At 43.6% G+C, this 18,974-nt stretch carries 10 protein-coding genes and 1 pseudogene; 3 read left to right on the top strand and 8 right to left on the bottom strand.

The window, feature by feature from the left end; translation table 11 throughout:
• Positions 1-33: 33 nt before the first annotated feature.
• On the bottom strand, positions 34-3,300 hold the full coding sequence (locus U0035_RS19490; RefSeq protein ID WP_114790961.1) for a SusC/RagA family TonB-linked outer membrane protein: 3,267 nt from the start codon (positions 3,298-3,300) through the stop codon (positions 34-36).
• An 82-nt stretch (positions 3,301-3,382) separates the two neighbouring features.
• Positions 3,383-5,611: a fasciclin domain-containing protein gene (locus tag U0035_RS19485; protein WP_162817837.1), complete on the bottom strand. Its 2,229-nt coding sequence runs from the start codon at positions 5,609-5,611 to the stop codon at positions 3,383-3,385.
• A 452-nt stretch (positions 5,612-6,063) separates the two neighbouring features.
• Between U0035_RS19485 and U0035_RS19480 the strand changes: the two genes are divergently transcribed.
• Positions 6,064-7,359 (top strand): glucuronyl esterase domain-containing protein, encoded by a 1,296-nt coding sequence (locus tag U0035_RS19480; RefSeq protein WP_114790608.1) that lies wholly within the window; start codon positions 6,064-6,066, stop codon positions 7,357-7,359.
• An 89-nt stretch (positions 7,360-7,448) separates the two neighbouring features.
• Here the strand turns inward: U0035_RS19480 and U0035_RS19475 are convergent, their stop codons facing one another.
• The 6 genes and pseudogenes from U0035_RS19475 to U0035_RS19450 all read right to left on the bottom strand — a co-directional run bounded on the left by U0035_RS19475 (position 7,449) and on the right by U0035_RS19450 (position 14,031).
• Positions 7,449-7,895: an NUDIX domain-containing protein gene (locus tag U0035_RS19475; RefSeq protein ID WP_262510884.1), complete on the bottom strand. Its 447-nt coding sequence runs from the start codon at positions 7,893-7,895 to the stop codon at positions 7,449-7,451.
• 6 nt (positions 7,896-7,901) lie between these two features.
• Positions 7,902-8,000: pseudogene (locus tag U0035_RS19470) on the bottom strand (NUDIX hydrolase N-terminal domain-containing protein); the annotation flags it as partial.
• A gap of 164 nt (positions 8,001-8,164) precedes the next feature.
• Entirely contained in the window at positions 8,165-9,940 is a 1,776-nt protein-coding gene (locus U0035_RS19465; protein ID WP_162817836.1) for a WG repeat-containing protein, read from the bottom strand.
• 1 nt (position 9,941) lies between these two features.
• Positions 9,942-11,285, bottom strand: coding sequence for a hypothetical protein (locus U0035_RS19460; protein WP_162817835.1), 1,344 nt, complete (start codon positions 11,283-11,285; stop codon positions 9,942-9,944).
• A gap of 229 nt (positions 11,286-11,514) precedes the next feature.
• Positions 11,515-13,677: a TonB-dependent receptor gene (locus U0035_RS19455; RefSeq protein ID WP_114790606.1), complete on the bottom strand. Its 2,163-nt coding sequence runs from the start codon at positions 13,675-13,677 to the stop codon at positions 11,515-11,517.
• A 45-nt stretch (positions 13,678-13,722) separates the two neighbouring features.
• On the bottom strand, positions 13,723-14,031 hold the full coding sequence (locus tag U0035_RS19450; RefSeq protein ID WP_162817834.1) for a DUF6660 family protein: 309 nt from the start codon (positions 14,029-14,031) through the stop codon (positions 13,723-13,725).
• A gap of 144 nt (positions 14,032-14,175) precedes the next feature.
• Between U0035_RS19450 and U0035_RS19445 the strand changes: the two genes are divergently transcribed.
• Together U0035_RS19445 and U0035_RS19440 are read left to right on the top strand one after the other, a co-directional pair.
• Complete coding sequence (locus U0035_RS19445; RefSeq protein WP_114790605.1) at positions 14,176-14,508, top strand: DUF6660 family protein; 333 nt, start codon at positions 14,176-14,178, stop codon at positions 14,506-14,508.
• Positions 14,509-14,655: 147 nt separating this feature from the next.
• Complete coding sequence (locus U0035_RS19440; protein WP_114790604.1) at positions 14,656-18,972, top strand: CusA/CzcA family heavy metal efflux RND transporter; 4,317 nt, start codon at positions 14,656-14,658, stop codon at positions 18,970-18,972.
• Positions 18,973-18,974: the final 2 nt, after the last annotated feature.

Here is an 18,974-nt window from a genome sequence, read left to right as displayed (position 1 = left end):
AACCTAATTAATTCAATAGTTATTCTATCTTATTTAAAATCCAACTACCAGACCCAGGGTGAAATTCTTGGTGGGCGGGGTCATGGAATTATCTGTTACTATTCTAAACGGGTCTGAGCCCGGCATGCTTACTTCCGGATCCTGGCCGGTATAGTTCGTAAACGTGTACAGGTTTTCTCCTGTGAGATAAGCGCTGAGCGATTTAATTCCTACCCGTTGTAATCGCATTGGCGGAACTGTGTACCTTAATGTAATTGTTCTGAATCGAAGGAAAGAGGCATCCTCAACGTAGCGGTCACTACCCAGCCAGTTGTATCCTCCTCCAATCATACCGCGGGGAATATCAGTTATATCACCCTCGGCACGCCAACGGCGTAACACGGCAGTGCTCTGGTTATCGTAATTGCTCATTCTGGTGGTACTCATCTTAGTGCCATTCACCACATCTACATCGTAGCGATAGCTAAAGAAGGCCGATAAACGCCAGGTTCCTTTCCAACTGATATTGGGTCCAAAACCACCATAGAAACGCGGATTATTATTACCCAGGTATACCACATCTTTATGATCGATATTGCCATCATAGTTGATATCCTGATACATCGCATCACCCGGCTGGAAAATGTAATCTACCGTTGGATAACTAAAGCGCATATAGATAGTTTGACCATTGGGACCGACAATGGGGTTGCCGTTCGCATCCCGCGCAATAGTAGCGTCTTTGTCTTTATAAACGCCCTTATGTTTATAACCGTAAAAGGATCCAAAAGGGTTGTTTGTCTGCAATAACGCCAGATAGGTTCCGTTATTGGTCAGATTACCCCGTTGCGAAGGGTATAGTGGTGATATTTCGCGGATCACATTTTCATTCTGCGAAATATTAAAATCGAAACCAACCAGCCAATCCTTTGTTTTAAGAGGTTGCGTCCACAGGGCAAATTCCCAGCCTTTGCTTTCTAGGGTCCCAACATTCATATCCACGCTGCTGTAACCTGTATAGGAAGCAATTTGTAGCCCGCGCGAGAAAAGATCGGAAGTGCGGTTGCGATACACATCGATATCGCTGCGAATGCGTCCTTTAAATAAAGAGATGTTGATACCGGCATTCATACCATGTACAGTTTCCCAGCGTAGGTTTTTAAGTTCCATAGAAGAAGGGAACACAGCGCTCTGGCCCTGGTAGCTCCATTGATAAGTACTATAGGTATTGTAAAAAGAATAATCTGTCCGCGGAGCATTACCCGACTGCGCATAACTGGCCCTGAAGCTGAGATCATCTAAGAAAGCAAGTTTTTGTAAGGGTTTTTCTCCGGATATCCGCCAGCGAATAGAAGCACCTGGGAAAAAACCATAGCGGTATGCCGGTCCAAACCGGGAGCTACCATCGCCACGCAGGCTGGCATTGACAAGATACTTATCTTTTAAATTATACTGTGCTTGAACAACTGCGCCAAGCGACCTTGTTTGCGTCAACCGGGAAGCTGCCCTTAGTTCCTCATTTTGTGTGCGACCACCGGCAGAAACGTCGACCAGAAGTGACGAAAAGGCATTCGATTTCATTACCTCTTGGGTATTGGCCGATCCATCGTTGGTGAACAGATTGGCGAAAGCCATAAATACATGATCCTTGTTCTTGAATTTAGGTGTATAGTTTAAACTGGTTCGGGTAGTAACATTAAACACATCGATATCGCCGCTATAAGAACGGTTTACTACGGTTTCGGTATTAGGGCGGCCGGTAGCGATCTGCGGTAGGAAGCTGCTGTTATTGGTGCTATTAATATCAAACTGCACATCGAAAGTGGCCCGAAGCACTCCTTTAATAATGGAATAATCTGCCTGAAAACGCGGTACGATTCTGTTACCCAACACCGAATAGATTGCCTGGCTGGCCATGGCCACAGGATTGTAGATACGGCTGTACTGCCCCTGTATATTTTCAGCAGGTGAAAAATAATTGGTAGTGAGATTGCCAAACTCATCGTATTCAAACACGCTCATATTGGGCATTTTAAGGTAAGCCACGTTGCGTATAGCCCCTTCATTGTTCGAGGTATAATTGCGGTTTCTGTCCGTATAAGTATAAGCAATACTTGTAAATATTTTAAGCTTATTGGACACCACGTAATCCAGGTTCACCCGCGCATTCATTCTTTTTAAATCATTACCAATTACAGACCCGGTTTGATTGAAATACCCGATCGAAGAAAAATACCTGGCTTTATCACCCCCGCCAGATAAACTCACGGTATGATCCTGCAAATACCCCTGTCGGGTTATTTCATTTACCCAATTGGTATTATTGCTGTAATTGTGGTACCAGTAAGGGTTATAGGGATCATAATTAAATTCCTGTACATCAATTGGGTTTAAAGTAGTACCCAGCCGGTTCATAAAAGCTTCCGGAATCAGCGTAGAATACTGATCACCGTTCAACATGGGTATAGCAGGAGGCCTGAATGCAGTATTACCCCGGAACACATATCCCAAAGTAGGCTTGGTTCTCCGGCCTCTTTTTGTTGTAATCACCAATACTCCGTTAGCGGCACGGCTACCCCAAACCGATGTGGCGGCAGCATCCTTCAATACGGTAATATCATTAATATCGGCCGGGGAAATGTTCAATAGAGTTGCGTAGCCCTGCTCGTCAGCTGCTCCAAAATTAAAGTCGCTCGGTATTTCAGTTTCGTATGGCATCCCATCTACCACGATCAGGGGATTACCGTTAGCACTTAAAGACGATATACCACGTATACGAATATTCATCGCTGCACCTGGATCTCCACTGGTAGCCGTGATATCCACACCTGCCAAACGCCCCTGTAAAGCCTGATCGATTGAAGCCGCTGCCATTTCTTCCATCTGAGAAGCATTGATACGGCCAACAGCTGTAGTAAGGTCTCTTTCATTGATATCGTTGAGGCCATTGCTGGTTCTACGCTGACTGATTACCACTACTTCTTCCTGACTGGTAGCATCTGACTCCAGTTGTGCGTTGATAATGGTGCGACCCCGAATAGCCTCCAGGAAGCTTTTGTACCCGATATAGGTTACTGAGATAGAATCATTGCGATTGCTGACACGTAACACAAAGTTGCCCTCTACATCTGTTGAGGCAGAAGTTACGATACGCCCCTCTTTATCCTGCTCAGAAACCGAAGCACCTTCGAGTGGTAATTTGGTACGTTTATCGGTTACCTTTCCACGCACCACCGTCACTGCACCGTCCTGTGCTGCTACCTGGACGCAGCAAGCCATCAACACAAAGAATGGAAGTATAATTTTAGCAAGAAATCTCATCAGTACTTTTTTTATTTTTTTAAGTTTGGTCTTAACATGCTGCATAAAGCCTGTAATTAGGGCTGCACGCTATCTTCAGCATTTAATACACGTATCGCAGATAATTATCAATACTGTGAATCAACGCCCGGTTAGCCAGGTAGTTACTATTGGCCAAAATGGTATTTGCCCGCCGGCTATGCATATCCGTAAGCTGCATATTACCAACGCTATTGTTTACAAAAATGGTAGTGGGCTCTCCCAAATTGTTTTTTAGTACTGTTGGTATTGCTCCGCTTTCGACGCCATCAGTACCAATCGTGCGGCGCTCCAAAATATGATACTGAATAAACCTCGCCACCTGCTGCCTTTCCAATTCTGAATCCGGATTAAAATTGGGTACTCGATCGGGAGCCGTACCAGTTCCGGGTAGCACCCCATCGTTAACCGCTTGTTGTATCGCAGCGTTGGTAGGTATCAACACCGTGTAAAAGGACCCATTAGCTACGCCTGCGATGAGTTTGGTAGTATTGTTCCATAAAGCCGTGCTGTTGTTGAGAAAGTTCCAGAAATAATGATAAGGTGAGGATTCAGGTGTTCCTATTAGCTCAATATCCTGTCCTACCGTTTCCTCGCTAAACTCCATGATACGATCTGAATAATATACTCTGCCATTAATAGCATTTTCAAAGCCATTGGTAGTAACAACTGTGTTAGAATCTACATTACCAGCTGTATAAACCGTATTGTTGATATACCTGAGGTACTCGCCGCCATAGGTCATAGCGATGCCAGGACCTGTAAGGTTACTTAATACCGAATTAGGAACCACATGCAGATTTAATATGCGTTGTAAACGAGCTCTGGTAGTAGCACCCGTACTTGCTGGTATGGTTGAACCAGCTGGTGGTGTATACCGCCACTGATCCATGGGAAGGGTACTAATGGACTGATCCACCGTATAACCCGCATCATTGAACATTTGATTACTGATCATGAAGATGGTGTAGTTATTATAGATATTAGATACCGAAGTTCTTAGCTCCAGGTTCAGCAATGTTATCATCATAGAATAGTTGGGATTGAGATAGGCATTGCCATACACACTCGTAAACACATTAGCATTCTGCACTTTGTTGGTCCCGTAGAACATCCCGTTACTTAGTATTTTTTTTTCAACAATATTTGTAGCCGGATCAAAACGTGCCTCTTCACCCACAAAATTGATTGCGCTTTCGAACTGGCTGGGCCAAACCGCCTCCTGCCACATATGCGCATTTAAAAAATCCTGAATAATAGAAGGGGGCATTTGATCGAGCGAAGTATAGTGCTTCAGCAACGCAGTATCAATATATGCCTGCATTACATCGTTTTTTGGTGCGAAAACGCTATAACTATTGATTTGCGCATCGTTGCCAGATTGAATAAAGTTCTCATTGTTCAGGGAGAAGGCAAATCCGGGATCATAAAATTTAGTATACACCTGTTCATTGCCTCCATTAAGTACCTGGTGAGTTCGAGTCATTGTGGGGTTGGGTACATATGAAACAAGGTATTTCTGATACAGTGAATTAAATATACTGTACTGATCATTGTTTTGTAAATAGTCTTCCAGATTAGGAAGCGCTTCAATCACTTTATCTATAACATGTATCACACCATTTTCCGCTGTAATGTCGGCTTCTTTAACGGCTGCGTTGGCTACATTAAATCCAGTGAAATTTGAATTGGGGTAGAAATAGTTGTAGTCAGCCGCACTAAGGCTTTTACCCGTCATGAAATTATCGACGAAGTAAGGAATATACTTATGATTATTGTCATTATCCTGATACAGAGTCCCATTTCGGTTACTACCAATTGCTTTGCGGGTAGTACCGGTAGCGTCAATGTCATCATATACACCCTTGTAATTAGCTGTCCGGCGTCTGAAAGCCTGATCAGCTACCCAGCCAGAAGAAGACTGGTAGTCATCGATCCGTTCTTTTTTATAAGCATAATAAGTAAGGCAGTAGGTAACAATATTCCTGCATTCTTCGGCACTTAGCTGATCTATGCTGCTGATGCCTTTATCTGCAAAATACTCCGAAAAAGCCGCATCGTCTGGTGCGAAAAATGTCCAATAGCCTGCAGCGTCCAGTGTTCGGGTATAATCGGCCTTATCAATAGCTTTCAGTAAATGCGTGAAATTTCCCTTTTCCTTTAGAACAGTATAAATAGGCTTTGCCAGGTTATCCGGCTTGCCATAAAACTCGTCCCAGGTAGATTTTCTGCAAGCCGTAAAACATAACAGCAGCAGGCACGCAACAAAACTTTTAGTGATCCGTTTTTTCATCTTTTCGTTTTTTGACATTAGCAATACCATACGGCGCGGCACATTGCACCGGCTGTTGTTACTGCCTACAATCTTTGTCGGTTGGAAATTAATTCCAGTTGTTTTGTTTAAATTTTATTGTTATTCTCAGTTTTTCTCTGCAATCGTTTCCTATTTTTAATCGTCTTATAACGAAAATAAAAAAGGCTTTATTTTTTACTATCCTGTTGCATCCTGTCTTTTAGCTGATCTTACTAAAACCTGTAAAAAATCACTTTCCCAATCGTACGCACCGAAAGTAATGCTTGTATAAAAGTCAACCATCCTGTTGTATCTTGTTGTATATCGGCTAGGTTCGACAATAACAACTAAACCCGGCGACAGTACAGTTATACCATCCTTATTTTCCCGATTTTTCTTATTTTAGTTTACCTGATCCAGGTATATATCTCTTATTCCTTTAACGATTGTGTATGAAAATTGCCTTCATTTTTTGCCTGTGGTATTTACTCTTCGTTTCTTTTGCTGCAAAAAGCCAGCAACAGCCCAACTATTCTCAAACCATTGCCGGCGTTCATGTAAACTACCATGAAGACTCAGTAGGGAGCTACACGCTTCCGGATCCGCTACTGATGCAAAACGGGCAACGCGTTACTACGGCCAGTCAATGGGTGCAGCGAAGAAGAACTGAAATTCTTTCCCTTTTCGAAAACCTGCAATTTGGCAAGTCGCCGAAACCACTGCAGCCCGTTTCATATAAAGTCAGGGAAGCTAATGGTTATGCCTTCAACGGAAAGGCTATACGCAAACAGGTAACGATTTATTTTTCAAAAGACACCAGTGGCCCAAAAGCCTTCCTGCTCTACTACCTGCCAGCCAAAGCTAGCGCTCCCCCACCAATGCTGTTAGGGATTTCATTTGTAACTAATGCCATGGCGGTGGATGATTCGTCGCTTCAGCCAGGCTACGCCTGGGAAAAAGGCCAACGCATACTGCAGACGCGCTCTGCTGCTAAAAAAGTACCCGTTGAAAAGTTGATAGCTGCGGGTATTGGCTACGCCACTTTTTATTATGGAGATATCGAACCCGATTTCAAAGGGGGGCTTATGCACGGTGTAAGAAAACAATTTTTAAAAGACGGACAACAATTTTTTGCTGCCGAGGAGTGGGGCGCTATATCGGCATGGAGTTGGGGTTTAAGCCGTATCATGGATTACCTGGAAACTGATAAGGATATAGACAATAAACGCATCGCGCTTAATGGCGCCTCACGCTTAGGGAAAACCGTCTTGTGGACTGGCGCGCGGGATACCAGGTTTGCATTGATCATTGCCAGCATTTCAGGAGAAGGCGGTGCTGCTCTTAGCCGTCGCAATTACGGCGAGACCATTCAAATGATCACCGATGCCGGTCGTTATTATTACCAGTTTGCACCCAACTATCATAGCTTCTCGAAACGGGTCAATGATTTGCCTATGGACAGCCATATGCTGATTGCGTTAATGGCACCGCGTCCTTTGTTATTGCAAACTGGTAACGAAGATTATTTCTCCGATCCCAAAGGTGAATTTCTTGCCGCGCAGGCAGCTGAACCCGTTTATCACTTATTTCAAAAAAGAGGACTGAACAAAACGGACATCCCCATAGCGGGAGATACCAGTATGCTGAATACATTAGGATACTATATGCACCAGGGCGGGCATACCATTTTGCCTGAAGATTACGACATATTTATCCGCTTTATACAAAAGCATTTAATGGAAGACTAAAAAAAATTCAGCAATGTGGTGCCATTCCGAAGAAATTGCAAGAACACAGAGGCTATAATATTTACCGAAATTGAGCAAACACAAGGCAACTAGTCAAACAGTACCTGCCAGTGCGGTTCCTGGTAAGCTTTAAAGCACATGGCAACCTGCGACTGGTTATTTTTTTCTGTAGCCAGCGCCGGTAATTCTTCTAAATCAAAATAACTGCTTTCGAGAGTTTCCATATTGGGTACAAACGTTCCGCCCTTCAATTCGCAAAGCATAAAAACTTTACATACATTATAGGCATAAGGCGGATCATTATGATGGTTACGGTCCTGCACTGCAATAATCCGAACTGCTTCTACATCCAGACCAGCTTCTTCTTTTACTTCCTTCTCGGTATTAGTCTTAATAGTTTCCAGCACATCCACCCATCCGCCGGGCAATGACCATCGTCCGTCCCGCTCTTTCACCAACAAAATTTTTCCCTGCTGAAAGATGGCCGCCCGGGTATCTAACTTAGGTGTCTGAAAACCCTCTTCATTACAAAACAAATTGTTTACTTTTTCAAAAGGCAGGCCCGTAGCAGTGCTCATCATTTCAGCGGCAATATCCCTTATACGTCCAAACCGTTCCTTATCAAAATCATCACGGGTATAAGTAAGTCCAGCCTAGGCAATAAACTGGAGTTCTTTTACCAAGTTCAGCCAATCGGGTTGAGAAAGTTTTTCCATGCGGGGAAATTAATACATTTTTCGGCAGGAGATATCTCGCAGCATCAACAATCGGAACAAGGAAAGTTTGAAACTCACTTTTGCCCTGCCTATTTCTCCTTCCTGCCGGAGTAGTTATAACTGCCCGTACTCAATGAATAACTGCGCTTGCCAAAGTTTTTGGAAAGCCCGAAGCTGGAGCCATTGTTAAAAGGGACTATGATTTGATTGGATGTACTAATTAAGCCACGCTTGCCATCTTTTATTGCCATTGTCACACCGTAAGAGAAAGGCAGTACCTCGTCATATTCAAAGGGAACAACCACCTTATTCAGTGTATTGATAAAGCCCCATTTCCCATTCTTTTTTACAGCAAATAACAGATCCGATTTCGTGTAACCATCCATGTCATCAAAGGGCACCGCGCCCTCGTATTCTGCAGGAATGGACATTTTACCATAAGTATCTACAAATCCATATTTACCGTTCAGCCTGATCACTGCATACCCGTTTTCCATCTCCGACATTTCTTCTACACCCTTGTGCCATACCTGCTGTTCATCGGGTGTAATCATCAGCACATCATCTTTTTTAAAGGCGATAACAGTTTCTCCTGAACTTTCAATATCCTCAAAGGCTCCCAGGCGCTTATTTTTTTTATCAATCAAAATATCGGCCCCCTCTTCATCTTCTTTGGCAACCACATAATTATTAGTCAGCTTTTGCAGAGAATAATAAGGCAACGGTTCCATTTTTTTACCGGCCAGGTCCAGGTACAAGAAACGCTGATCATCCTGGTAAAACCAGGGTGTAATGTCGGTTATCGTTTTATCCACCTTCATTAACTCTTTTCCATTATTATCACGTAACACACCGTACGTATCTCCTGTTTCAAAATGGATATCACTAAAGCCGGCAGCTTTGATGGTGAGCGCTAACTGTTGTTGTTTTTTTGAGGTAGCGAACCAAAGCCTCGCTCCTTTTACCGCACCTTTATATTTAGCTACTCTTAGCATCGTATCATTTTGGGGAATCTTTACAAATTCCTTCTCAAGCAACCTCATATACTTTTCCTGAAAGGCAGTCCTGTCCATAACCGTGTCTTTTTCTGCCGCACTTATTATTGTCTCCAAAGGTTCCCTTATGGCACGAAACATCTTAAAACCCCTGTTTTTAATATTGGTTGTACTATGGCTTTTATCATCTAATGGATTACCATTGGCATTAAGGCCTTCTACAAAATCATAGTCCAGGTCTTTGTTATAAATAAATTCCAGGTCATTCTTGTTGGCCTTTAAAAGCTTTATGAAATTATTTTTGTAAGTAGCCGCGGGCTTTGCAGTGCTGATTTCTACTTTGTCGAAGGAGGTAACGTAATCCAGTATTATATCGCAGGCAATACTGTCAATTCTTTTACTGAAGGGAATATCTTCAGCAAATGCAAAATCCATTGTTATGTGCGACACGCCATCGGCTGTAGTGCCGTCATAAAAATAAAATCTTTTAGGAACCAGTTTTATGGTGAATGTTTTACCCGACAAACTTCCATGAAAGTCGCCGTCATCCATTTTTAATTCAGAACCTCCTTCTTTTAACGTCTGATACAATTTGAACTTTGTATTTGTGAATTCATAAAAAGTTTGCAGCGCAATGGTGGTATCTAACTTAAATGCCGGCTCGAGTTCATCTTTAGCATAAAACATTTCTTCTTTTTCGCCAAAAACATCACTGAACCGCTCAATGCTTTTTATTTGCTCAACCACATTTTTAAGTTCCAACAAAACCTCACTATTGGGCTTGCCTTTATAATCCTTCACACTAAACTGCGCCAGTACCCAATTACCGTTTAAAAGTAGAATGGCGGTTAATAGTAGCAGCTGTTTCATATTATCGTATAAATTTAAGTTGGTCATCGTTTTTATCTTCAAACATATAGAGAGTAAATCCTGTGACAGTATTCTTGCCGATCGCACGTAACATGTCTTTTTGATTCCGGGGGATTGCATAAATCAGTTTCCCATCCCCGCTTATTTCCAAATCAAAATCCTTTTCAATTTTTACTACGTTGGTTTTTGCCAACATATCCATCCACTGCGTCCACCGGTCAGTAATTAACGCGGCCTTTTGATTATAATTAGCCTCTGCATCTTCCTTTCCTGCACCATACATGATGGCGCTTAAGGCAGCGGCATCGCGTGCCTCAATAATTTTCGCCAGTTTCTCATAAAGCGCTGTCACCTTCTGCTTCAGGTTTTTGTCCTGCCTCAAATCTTTACCATTAGCCCACCCATCTGTTTGATAACTCACATCGACGATAAAATCATACGCAGCACTGAGCTGTCTGCCACCGTACTGAGAAGTGCCCGTATAGGAAGAATAACGCACTTCTCCATCATTGATCGTGTCGGTTACATACTCTTTAAATTTGCATACCTCACGGGCTTCCACCAGTTCAAAAACCTCATTCTTAAAAAAACCTTTTCGTAGTTCAGCGGTAGCAAAGGAGCTTTTTTGAATAGAAGCGTATGGTTGCCCTTTTTCATCATGGCCTGGGGTTATCAATACTTTTAATTTTATATTCTCCCTGCCTAAAATAAACGGATTCAAATTAATTTCTCTTTCATTGATGTGCCTGCTACGGCCTAATGCATTGTAAATGCAAATATCATTCAGATAAACCTGAACATTGTTCTCATAATAATCCAGGCTTAAAAAATAGAACATGCCGTTGGGTTGGGGAATGATCTTTTTAGCAATATTAGGGTACGGCTCTTCATAAACCGGCTTGAAACTCATTGTTAATTCAGCGCCGGTATTGGCTGTCAGCGGCTTGTCTTTGTCAGCGTCTACACTCAGCTCAATATTTATTTCAGGCGTGTTTGCCGAATAGACAGTTCCCGACCAAGCCTCCTTTTTTTTAACAACATCTCCGTACTGCTCCTGTACAACCTGAATCATCCTTTTTGCACCACCCGGGGTCTTTGCTAGCACCTCCATTTTCAATTCATTATTTTCGAACCGCACTTCATGTACCGGAATACCATTCCATAAAGCCTGACTGAGCTGCGCATACCCGGGATTAAAGTCACCTGTATTATGTGTGGCGTTCAAACTGTCTCTCCAAACCGATAATTGCTTCAACGACCGGATGGAGAAAAGGTCTTTTCCTGGTTGTGCCTGCAAAGCAAACACCGAAATAAGCAGCAGCCACAACACAGTTATATATTTCATTTACAACATCTATTTAATTTCAAAAAATGATGATCCGGCGCAAAATATAAATATTATCGAAGTGGCCGGGAAGTATTTACAGTTAGTAAGTAGCCTTTTATTATTCGCAATCGAACAAGGTTTGGGCCTAAGTTGTTCTATTCAAAAGCGCGTCACCGGCGCATCATCCGGTAAACTAAAAAGGCTGCCCGGTTATCGGGCAGCCTGAGGTTATATGCCTGAGTACTTATTATAACCTGATCTTAATGCCTCCGTTCACTACAAATCCGTCAACCGGTGCATAAATATCCCTGAATACAGGGTTATCGACCGTACCTGTAAAAATGGTATCAAAGCGGGTTTGACGGGTATTCGTAAAATTTTCGAAATTGATAAATACCGAAAATTTCTCCCAAAGCTTTTCGGCCATAAAACCAGTGACCCAGTAGGATTTGCCCCGCACCCCGTCACTTAATTTTTGCGGACTGTAATAATATGCTTCCAGCCCCAGCTTTAGCTTCTCCTCTATCTCATACATCAAAACATTATTCAAACGGTGCCTGGCCGTTAACGGCAACCATTCTTTATCGTTAAAATGGGTATTGGCATCGGTGTAAGTATAACCCAGGAACAATTTAAAATCGGCGTAAGTCAGTCGCAGGTTCGTTTCCATGCCTTTTGTATCCAGGTAACCTGCTGAATTAGTCAATTCCACATTCCCGTCGCCGGCATCAGAAAGTATCAGCGGCTGGTTCAACTTTGTGTAAAAGAACAGATGATTAAAGCTAAGGCCGACTTCACCTATATCTGTTTTATAGTTGATATCCCAGTTCCCACCGGTAGAACGTTCGTTCGCGGAGTGGTTTATGTTGACTGGCAACAGGTTCCGGAACTGTCTTCGCTCAGTTTCTTCGGTAAATATTGTCGGGGTTTTATAACCATATCCGCCGCCCAAACGGGTTGTTAGTTTTGGGCTTACCTTGAACATCGCCGACAGTCTTGGCAACCATTCGAAGCCATAATCCGTATTATAATCGCCTCTAAGCCCCGTTTCCACAACAAAGAAATCAGATACCGTCCAGGCATTTTGTATAAATACACCGTAGGTATTAAAATTGTAGTTGCGCAGAGTACTTTCAGACTGGCCATTTTCTTTCAGGGCCTCGGTCCATACATTGGAGCCTACAACCCAATCGGCTTTTTCACCCGATCGGTTCCAGGTAAGTTCAGAAAAAGAAGACTGCTGTAAACCATCGAAGCTATATCCCCGAGCTGCAATCAATCGGTCGAACCTGCTATAACTGTTTTTCAATTGCAGCGTAGCATTCTTGCCTGTTTTATGTGCAATTCCAAACTGGGCCGTGATCCTGTCCGTATTGTTCTTTTCAAAAAAGCCCGTCCCCCCATTTTGGATATAGTCCATGCTTCCCCCCGTTCGGTCTTCTGTTATATACGTAATTCCTATGTCGGCCGTAGTTTTTTTCCCGTATAAAAACAATCGCGGATTAATGGTATATCGTTCAAATTTTGGGATAGCCGTTAATCCGATACCAGCCGGATCAAAAGCTTTGTTACTGTTTCGGGAAGCAAATACAGTTACTCCTGCTTTGCCATACCGCTCGCTGTAAAACCCGCTGAGATCGAGCCCGCCGCCGGTTGTTCCATTTGCCAGGAAATTAAGTTCCCGGTTTTCTCCCGGGGTTTTAGAAACCAGGTTGACCAAACCAGCGATGGCGCCGCCACCATAAAGCGTCGAAGCCGAACCTTTGATCACTTCTACCTGCTTGAGATCGAGTGGCGCTATTTGCAATAAAGAGAGGCTACCGGCGAATCCGGAGTAAAGCGGGTAACCATCCCGCAATATTTGAGTATAGCGTCCATCCAGGCCCTGGATACGAATACCTGCATTAAAAGATGTAGCGGAAGTTTGCTGGGTTTGTATTCCTGTGCTTTCATTCAGAAGCATCCTGATGTCGCCTGGTTTCATATTGCCTTTTTCTTCCAGCTCCTCGCCGGAGATTACTTCAATCCTTGTAGGAGTATTAGCAATCGACCTGCTGATGCGGGTACTTCTTATAACCACTTCTTCCTCTTCATGTTCATGGCCATGATCATGATCTAAAAGGAGCTCCAGCGGCGATATAACAGTACGGGGAATTACCACCGTTGCCTGAGCCGCGTCAAAACCAATATGGCTTGCGGTAACTGAATAGACTCCTTCAGGCAGATTATCGAAAATCGCGTTCCCGCTACTGTCGGCCACCGCTGAACGGTTCCCCGGGTTTAATATAATGGTTGCGGCTGCGAGGGGATGATGATCGTCTTTATGTTTTACGGATAGGTGTAAAGTATGTTGGGCATAGACCATGCATGCCAATAGCATGACTATCCCCGATAGAAATATTTTTTTCATTTATAAAGGCTGTGTTAATTAAATAATAGAATGATCACAATTCTATTAACACCGGGGCGGCTGTAGCAATGTTGGATAATAATCAGATACTAATCCTGCAATAAAGTGGTTATAGTCAATTTCAAAAACAGTAAGATGCAAGTTGGCTGTATAACTAATGCTGCCCGGGTAAAAACCCTGCAGGGGCGAACAGATGGAAAAAGGAGAACAATTTTTACATTCGTGCTCTTTCCCTTCCGGACCATACTGATGTGCTGTTTTTACCTCATCTTCACAATTATCCAAAACACTACAGGGTATCACCGCTGATGCCATCAGGTAAAAAACCAATATGTAGCCCATCCAATGTTTCACGGTTGGCAAATGTACCTAATTCATCTAAAAAATACACGATATTCATTCAAATGAGGAATAGTCGCTTATGTTTCGGTTTTGTTTTGAAACAGGGATGCAATATATTTTTTTGCACCTATAAGTGATGTCAATACCTTTGCCACAATGAAATTGTTTACACTTGTATTCAGCTTGTACCTCATGGTGGTTTCTCTCCTGCCTTGTAGTGATGCGCGGAATGAGTGTAACAGTAGCTCAGGGCAATCTCAGGTAGAACAGGCGTCCAATCATAATCATCAAAATGATCACAATGATATCTGCAGCCCGTTTTGTGCCTGCACCTGTTGTAATATTATCGCCGGGTTTGCTTTACAACCTATTAAAGCAATAGACCTGAAGCCTGGCTTAACGGGCACATTACAATATCCCGTTCATTCCACTTTTTTTATTTCCGCTTACTTTGGCAATATCTGGCAGCCCCCTAAGATCAATGCTTAGTATGTAATTTTTTGTGTGCCGGTACACAGTTCCCCTCTATTATTATCAGAGCCGGGAGTTTCATATCCTTCCGTTAAGCACACCCGGTTATTTCCTTGTTTTTAAAAGGATGACCCATCATTCTATTGCGTATTAATTGATTCAAAAATGCTAGATAAAATTATCAGGTTCAGTATAAATAACAAACTTGCCGTTGGCATCATGACCCTGCTGCTGATCATATGGGGAGTATGGAGCGCCTCCAAACTTCCTGTTGATGCAGTACCGGACATTACCAACAACCAGGTTCAGATCATCACCGTATGTCCCACGCTGGCTGGCCAGGAAGTGGAGCAGCTGGTTACCTTTCCTATTGAAAGAAGTATTGCGAACATTCCCGGCCTTGAAGAAACCAGGAGTATTTCCCGTTTTGGTCTCTCTGTAATTACCGTTGTTTTTAAAGACAATATTGATATTTATTTCGCCAGGCAACTCGTTAATGAAAAACTAAAGCAGGCCGAAGAGACCATTCCAAAAGGCATTGGCACACCGGAGTTGGCTCCTGTGAGCACAGGCCTGGGAGAAGTGTATCAATATATTATCCACCCCAAAAAAGGCAGCGAAGGAAAATACAACGCCAGGGACCTTCGCTCCATGCAGGACTGGATCGTTGCCCGGCAGCTATACGGCACGCCGGGTATTGCGGAAGTCAATAGCTTTGGCGGACAGTTAAAACAATACGAAGTAGCAGTAAACCCTGACCGGTTAAAAGCGATGGGTATTAGCATCCCTGAACTATTTACCGCGCTTGAACAAAATAACCAGAATACAGGCGGAGCTTATATCGATAAAAAACCTAATGCTTATTTCATAAGAGGTATAGGTTTAGCCACCAGCCTGGAAGACATTAAAAACATAGCCGTAAAAACGGCCGGCAATATTCCCGTTTTTGTGAAAGATATTGCCGACGTCCGTTACGGCAGTGCAATACGCTATGGCGCCTTAACCTTTAATGGCGAAGTAGATGCTGTGGGTGGTGTGGTGATGATGCTTAAAGGAGAAAACAGCAATGAAGTAGTGAAACGTATCAAAGCGAAGCTGCCTACGATTCAGCAATCGCTACCCGCTGATGTAATTATTGAGCCTTATTTAGACCGGACCGACCTGGTAGGCCGCGCCATTAAGACCGTAGAAAAAAATCTTATTGAAGGAGCCCTGATCGTAATATTTGTACTGGTTCTTTTCCTGGGCAACCTGCGTGCCGGCTTAATCGTCGCTTCTGCCATTCCCTTATCATTGCTGTTTGCCCTCGCCATGATGAATATCTTTGGCGTGAGTGCTAATCTTATGAGCCTGGGCGCCATTGACTTTGGACTGATCGTTGACGGTGCCGTAATTATCGTGGAAGCTACTTTACATCATCTGGGCCTGCGAAAATCAACTCAAAAACTCACGCAGCAGGAAATGGATGATGAAGTATTTGAATCTGCCTCCAAAATAAGGAGCAGCGCAGCTTTTGGCGAGATCATTATCCTGATTGTCTATATACCGATATTGACACTGGCAGGCATAGAGGGGAAAATGTTTCGCCCCATGGCGCAAACAGTAGGCTTCGCTATCCTGGGTGCATTGATCCTATCACTTACCTATATCCCTATGATGTGTGCACAGTTCCTTCCCAAAAAGGTAACTCTTAAAAAGACCTTCAGCGACAAAATGATGGACCGCTTACAAAGCTGGTACCAGCCATTATTAAAAAAAGCCATTCAGATCAAGTATTGGCTAACAGGCGCTACCGTTGCGGTCTTCATACTATGTATCTTCTTATTCAACAGGATGGGAGGAGAGTTTATCCCACAACTCCAGGAGGGCGATTTTGCCTTTCATTGCATTCTTCCCCAGGGCAGCTCGCTCAATCAAAGTGTAGTGACTTCTATGCAGGCATCGCGCATCATTAAGCAATTTGAAGAAGTGAAAATGGTGGTAGGTAAAACGGGAGCAGCCGAAGTCCCAACCGATCCCATGCCACCGGAAGCATCTGACCTGGTGATTATTTTAAAGCCGGTTAAAGAATGGAAATCCGGTAGAAGCTATACCGAACTCGCAGACGCGATCATGGAAAAGCTGGAAGTAATTCCTGGTGTATTTTTTGAAAAAAATCAACCCATACAAATGCGTTTTAACGAACTGATGACCGGCGTAAGACAGGATGTGGCCGTAAAAATTTTTGGAGAGAACATGGATACCCTTGCCCTGCTGGCTAAAGAAACAGCTGAAGTGATCCGGACTGTGAAAGGCGCTACCCCTCCGCAGGTGGAAAAGGTAGGAGGTTTGCCGCAGATCAACATTGAATATGATCGTACCCGCATTGCCAACTACGGATTGACCGTACAAGGTGTTAACGATATTGTGAGTACTGCTTTTGCTGGAAAAAGCGCCGGGGAAATTTATGAGAATGAGCGCCGGTTTGACCTGGTGGTTCGGCTGGACAGCGCCTATCGTAGCAGTATTGATGATGTCAGTAATTTAATGGTACCCACTAATACAGGTATACAGGTGCCTCTGTCACAGGTGGCTACAGTTAGCTATAAGCTTGGAGCAGCACAGATCAGCCGTGAAGAAAGCAAACGCCGTATTGTAGTCGGCTTTAATGTATCCGGCAGAGATGTGGAAAGCGTGGTGACGGATATACAAAAACAACTGGTTGCAAAGGTTCAATTATCCGCGGGATATTATTTTACGTATGGCGGACAATTTCAAAACCTGAAAGAAGCCAGTAACCGGCTGAGTATAGCCGTGCCCATATCGCTCCTGTTAATTTTCCTGCTGCTCTATTTTACTTTCCATTCCTTTAAACAGGCCGGACTCATATTTACAGCGATCCCTATGAGCGCTATCGGGGGCGTTTTTGCCCTGTTGCTTCGGGGCATGCCTTTTAGCATCAGTGCCGGCATCGGCTTTATTGCGCTTTTCGGTGTGGCTGTATTAAACGGTATCGTATTGATCGGCACTTTCAATCAGCTGAAAAAAGAAGGCTGGACAGACGTATTGAAACGGGTGATAGAAGGAACTAAAATCAGGCTGCGCCCGGTATTGATGACTGCAACCGTTGCATCGCTTGGCTTCTTACCAATGGCTATCAGCACGGGCGCCGGCGCCGAGGTACAGAAACCATTGGCAACTGTTGTCATTGGCGGACTGGCTACAGCCACTTTTCTGACCTTATTTGTGCTTCCGCTCCTGTACATCATTTTTAATACAAAGCTCAGCTTTACAAAAAACAGCAACATGAAAGCTCCTGCTACTATACTATTGATATGCCTTGCCGGATTTACATCCGGACATGCACAGCAGCGCATCACTATTAATGAGGCCGTAGAAACTGCTGTAAAAAACAATCTGCAAATAGGCATTAACCAATCTGAAATACGCAGTGCCATGCTCAATGTGCACACGGCCAACGATATTCCTAAAACAGGCCTGTTTGCAGAAAATGAAGACCTGCGCCCTTCCGACAATAAAGGCATATTGAAGATCGGTATATCTCAAAGTATTGCCTGGCCCGGTTTGTACGCGGCACGCAAAAGTTACTTCACATCTCAGTTGAAGTATGCGGAGCTCAATACAGAGGCTTTAAATGCGGTAATCAAAAAAGATGTAAAAACGGCCTACTATAGTTTATGGTATTTGCAGGACAAGCAGGCGTTATATGGAAGTTTAGATAGCATTTATACCGATCTTTTGAAAGCGACAGACCTGAGATTGCGTACGGGCGATGTAGCTAAGCTGGACAAAATAGCGGCAGAAGCAAAACTACGGGAGATACAGGCTTTTGTTGAGCAGAATAAAAAAGATATGGTTTTGCAACAGCAACAGTTGATGATCTTACTGAATCAAAATGAATGGTTGCTACCGGTTACCCATTCGCTCGAAAAGCTATCTACCGACCTGTCAGAAAACGGCGGCTTACACCCTTTACTTCAACTGCAGCAGCAAAACATAGACATAGCTGCTTCTAACATTGCAGTTCAAAAGAATACGAACAGGCCCGATTTCTCCGGCAGGTTTTTTAGCCAGCGTGTATGGGGAGCCAAAGACCCGTTTACCGGCTTCTCTGTGAGTGCCGCCATCCCTTTATTTGGAACAGGAGCCAATCGCAGCAAAGTAAAAGCAGCTGAGGCCGAAAGGGAAGTAGCCGAAAAATCATTTGCCTACCAGACACAGCAGTTACAAACACAAAAAGCCATCTCATTAACCGCTATCGAAAAAAACCGTTCTTTGGTCAGCTTCTATGAAACCTCTGGTTTAAAACAAGCGGAAGAGATTATTAAAGCAGCCGGCTTAAGCTACCGGGCCGGAGAAATCAGTTTTGCCGAGTTGAGCCAGTTCCTTAGCCAGGCCATAGGCATCCGGCAAAGCTACCTGGATGTATTGAACGAATACAACCAATCCGTTATCCAATTCAATTACTATAACAACAAATAACA

The sequence above is a fragment of the Niabella yanshanensis genome (assembly GCF_034424215.1).
GTDB classification, from domain to species: Bacteria; Bacteroidota; Bacteroidia; order Chitinophagales; family Chitinophagaceae; genus Niabella; species Niabella yanshanensis.
This window is presented reverse-complemented; position numbering and strand designations above follow the sequence as displayed.

Coding starts and splice junctions, on each gene's coding strand:
- U0035_RS19485 (WP_162817837.1), bottom strand. CDS start 5,611: ATGAAAAAACGGATCACTAAAAGTTTTGTTGCGTGCCTGCTGCTGTTA.
- U0035_RS19455 (WP_114790606.1), bottom strand. CDS start 13,677: ATGAAAAAAATATTTCTATCGGGGATAGTCATGCTATTGGCATGCATG.
- U0035_RS19460 (WP_162817835.1), bottom strand. CDS start 11,285: ATGAAATATATAACTGTGTTGTGGCTGCTGCTTATTTCGGTGTTTGCT.
- U0035_RS19445 (WP_114790605.1), top strand. CDS start 14,176: ATGAAATTGTTTACACTTGTATTCAGCTTGTACCTCATGGTGGTTTCT.
- U0035_RS19465 (WP_162817836.1), bottom strand. CDS start 9,940: ATGAAACAGCTGCTACTATTAACCGCCATTCTACTTTTAAACGGTAAT.
- U0035_RS19440 (WP_114790604.1), top strand. CDS start 14,656: ATGCTAGATAAAATTATCAGGTTCAGTATAAATAACAAACTTGCCGTT.
- U0035_RS19480 (WP_114790608.1), top strand. CDS start 6,064: ATGAAAATTGCCTTCATTTTTTGCCTGTGGTATTTACTCTTCGTTTCT.
- U0035_RS19490 (WP_114790961.1), bottom strand. CDS start 3,300: ATGAGATTTCTTGCTAAAATTATACTTCCATTCTTTGTGTTGATGGCT.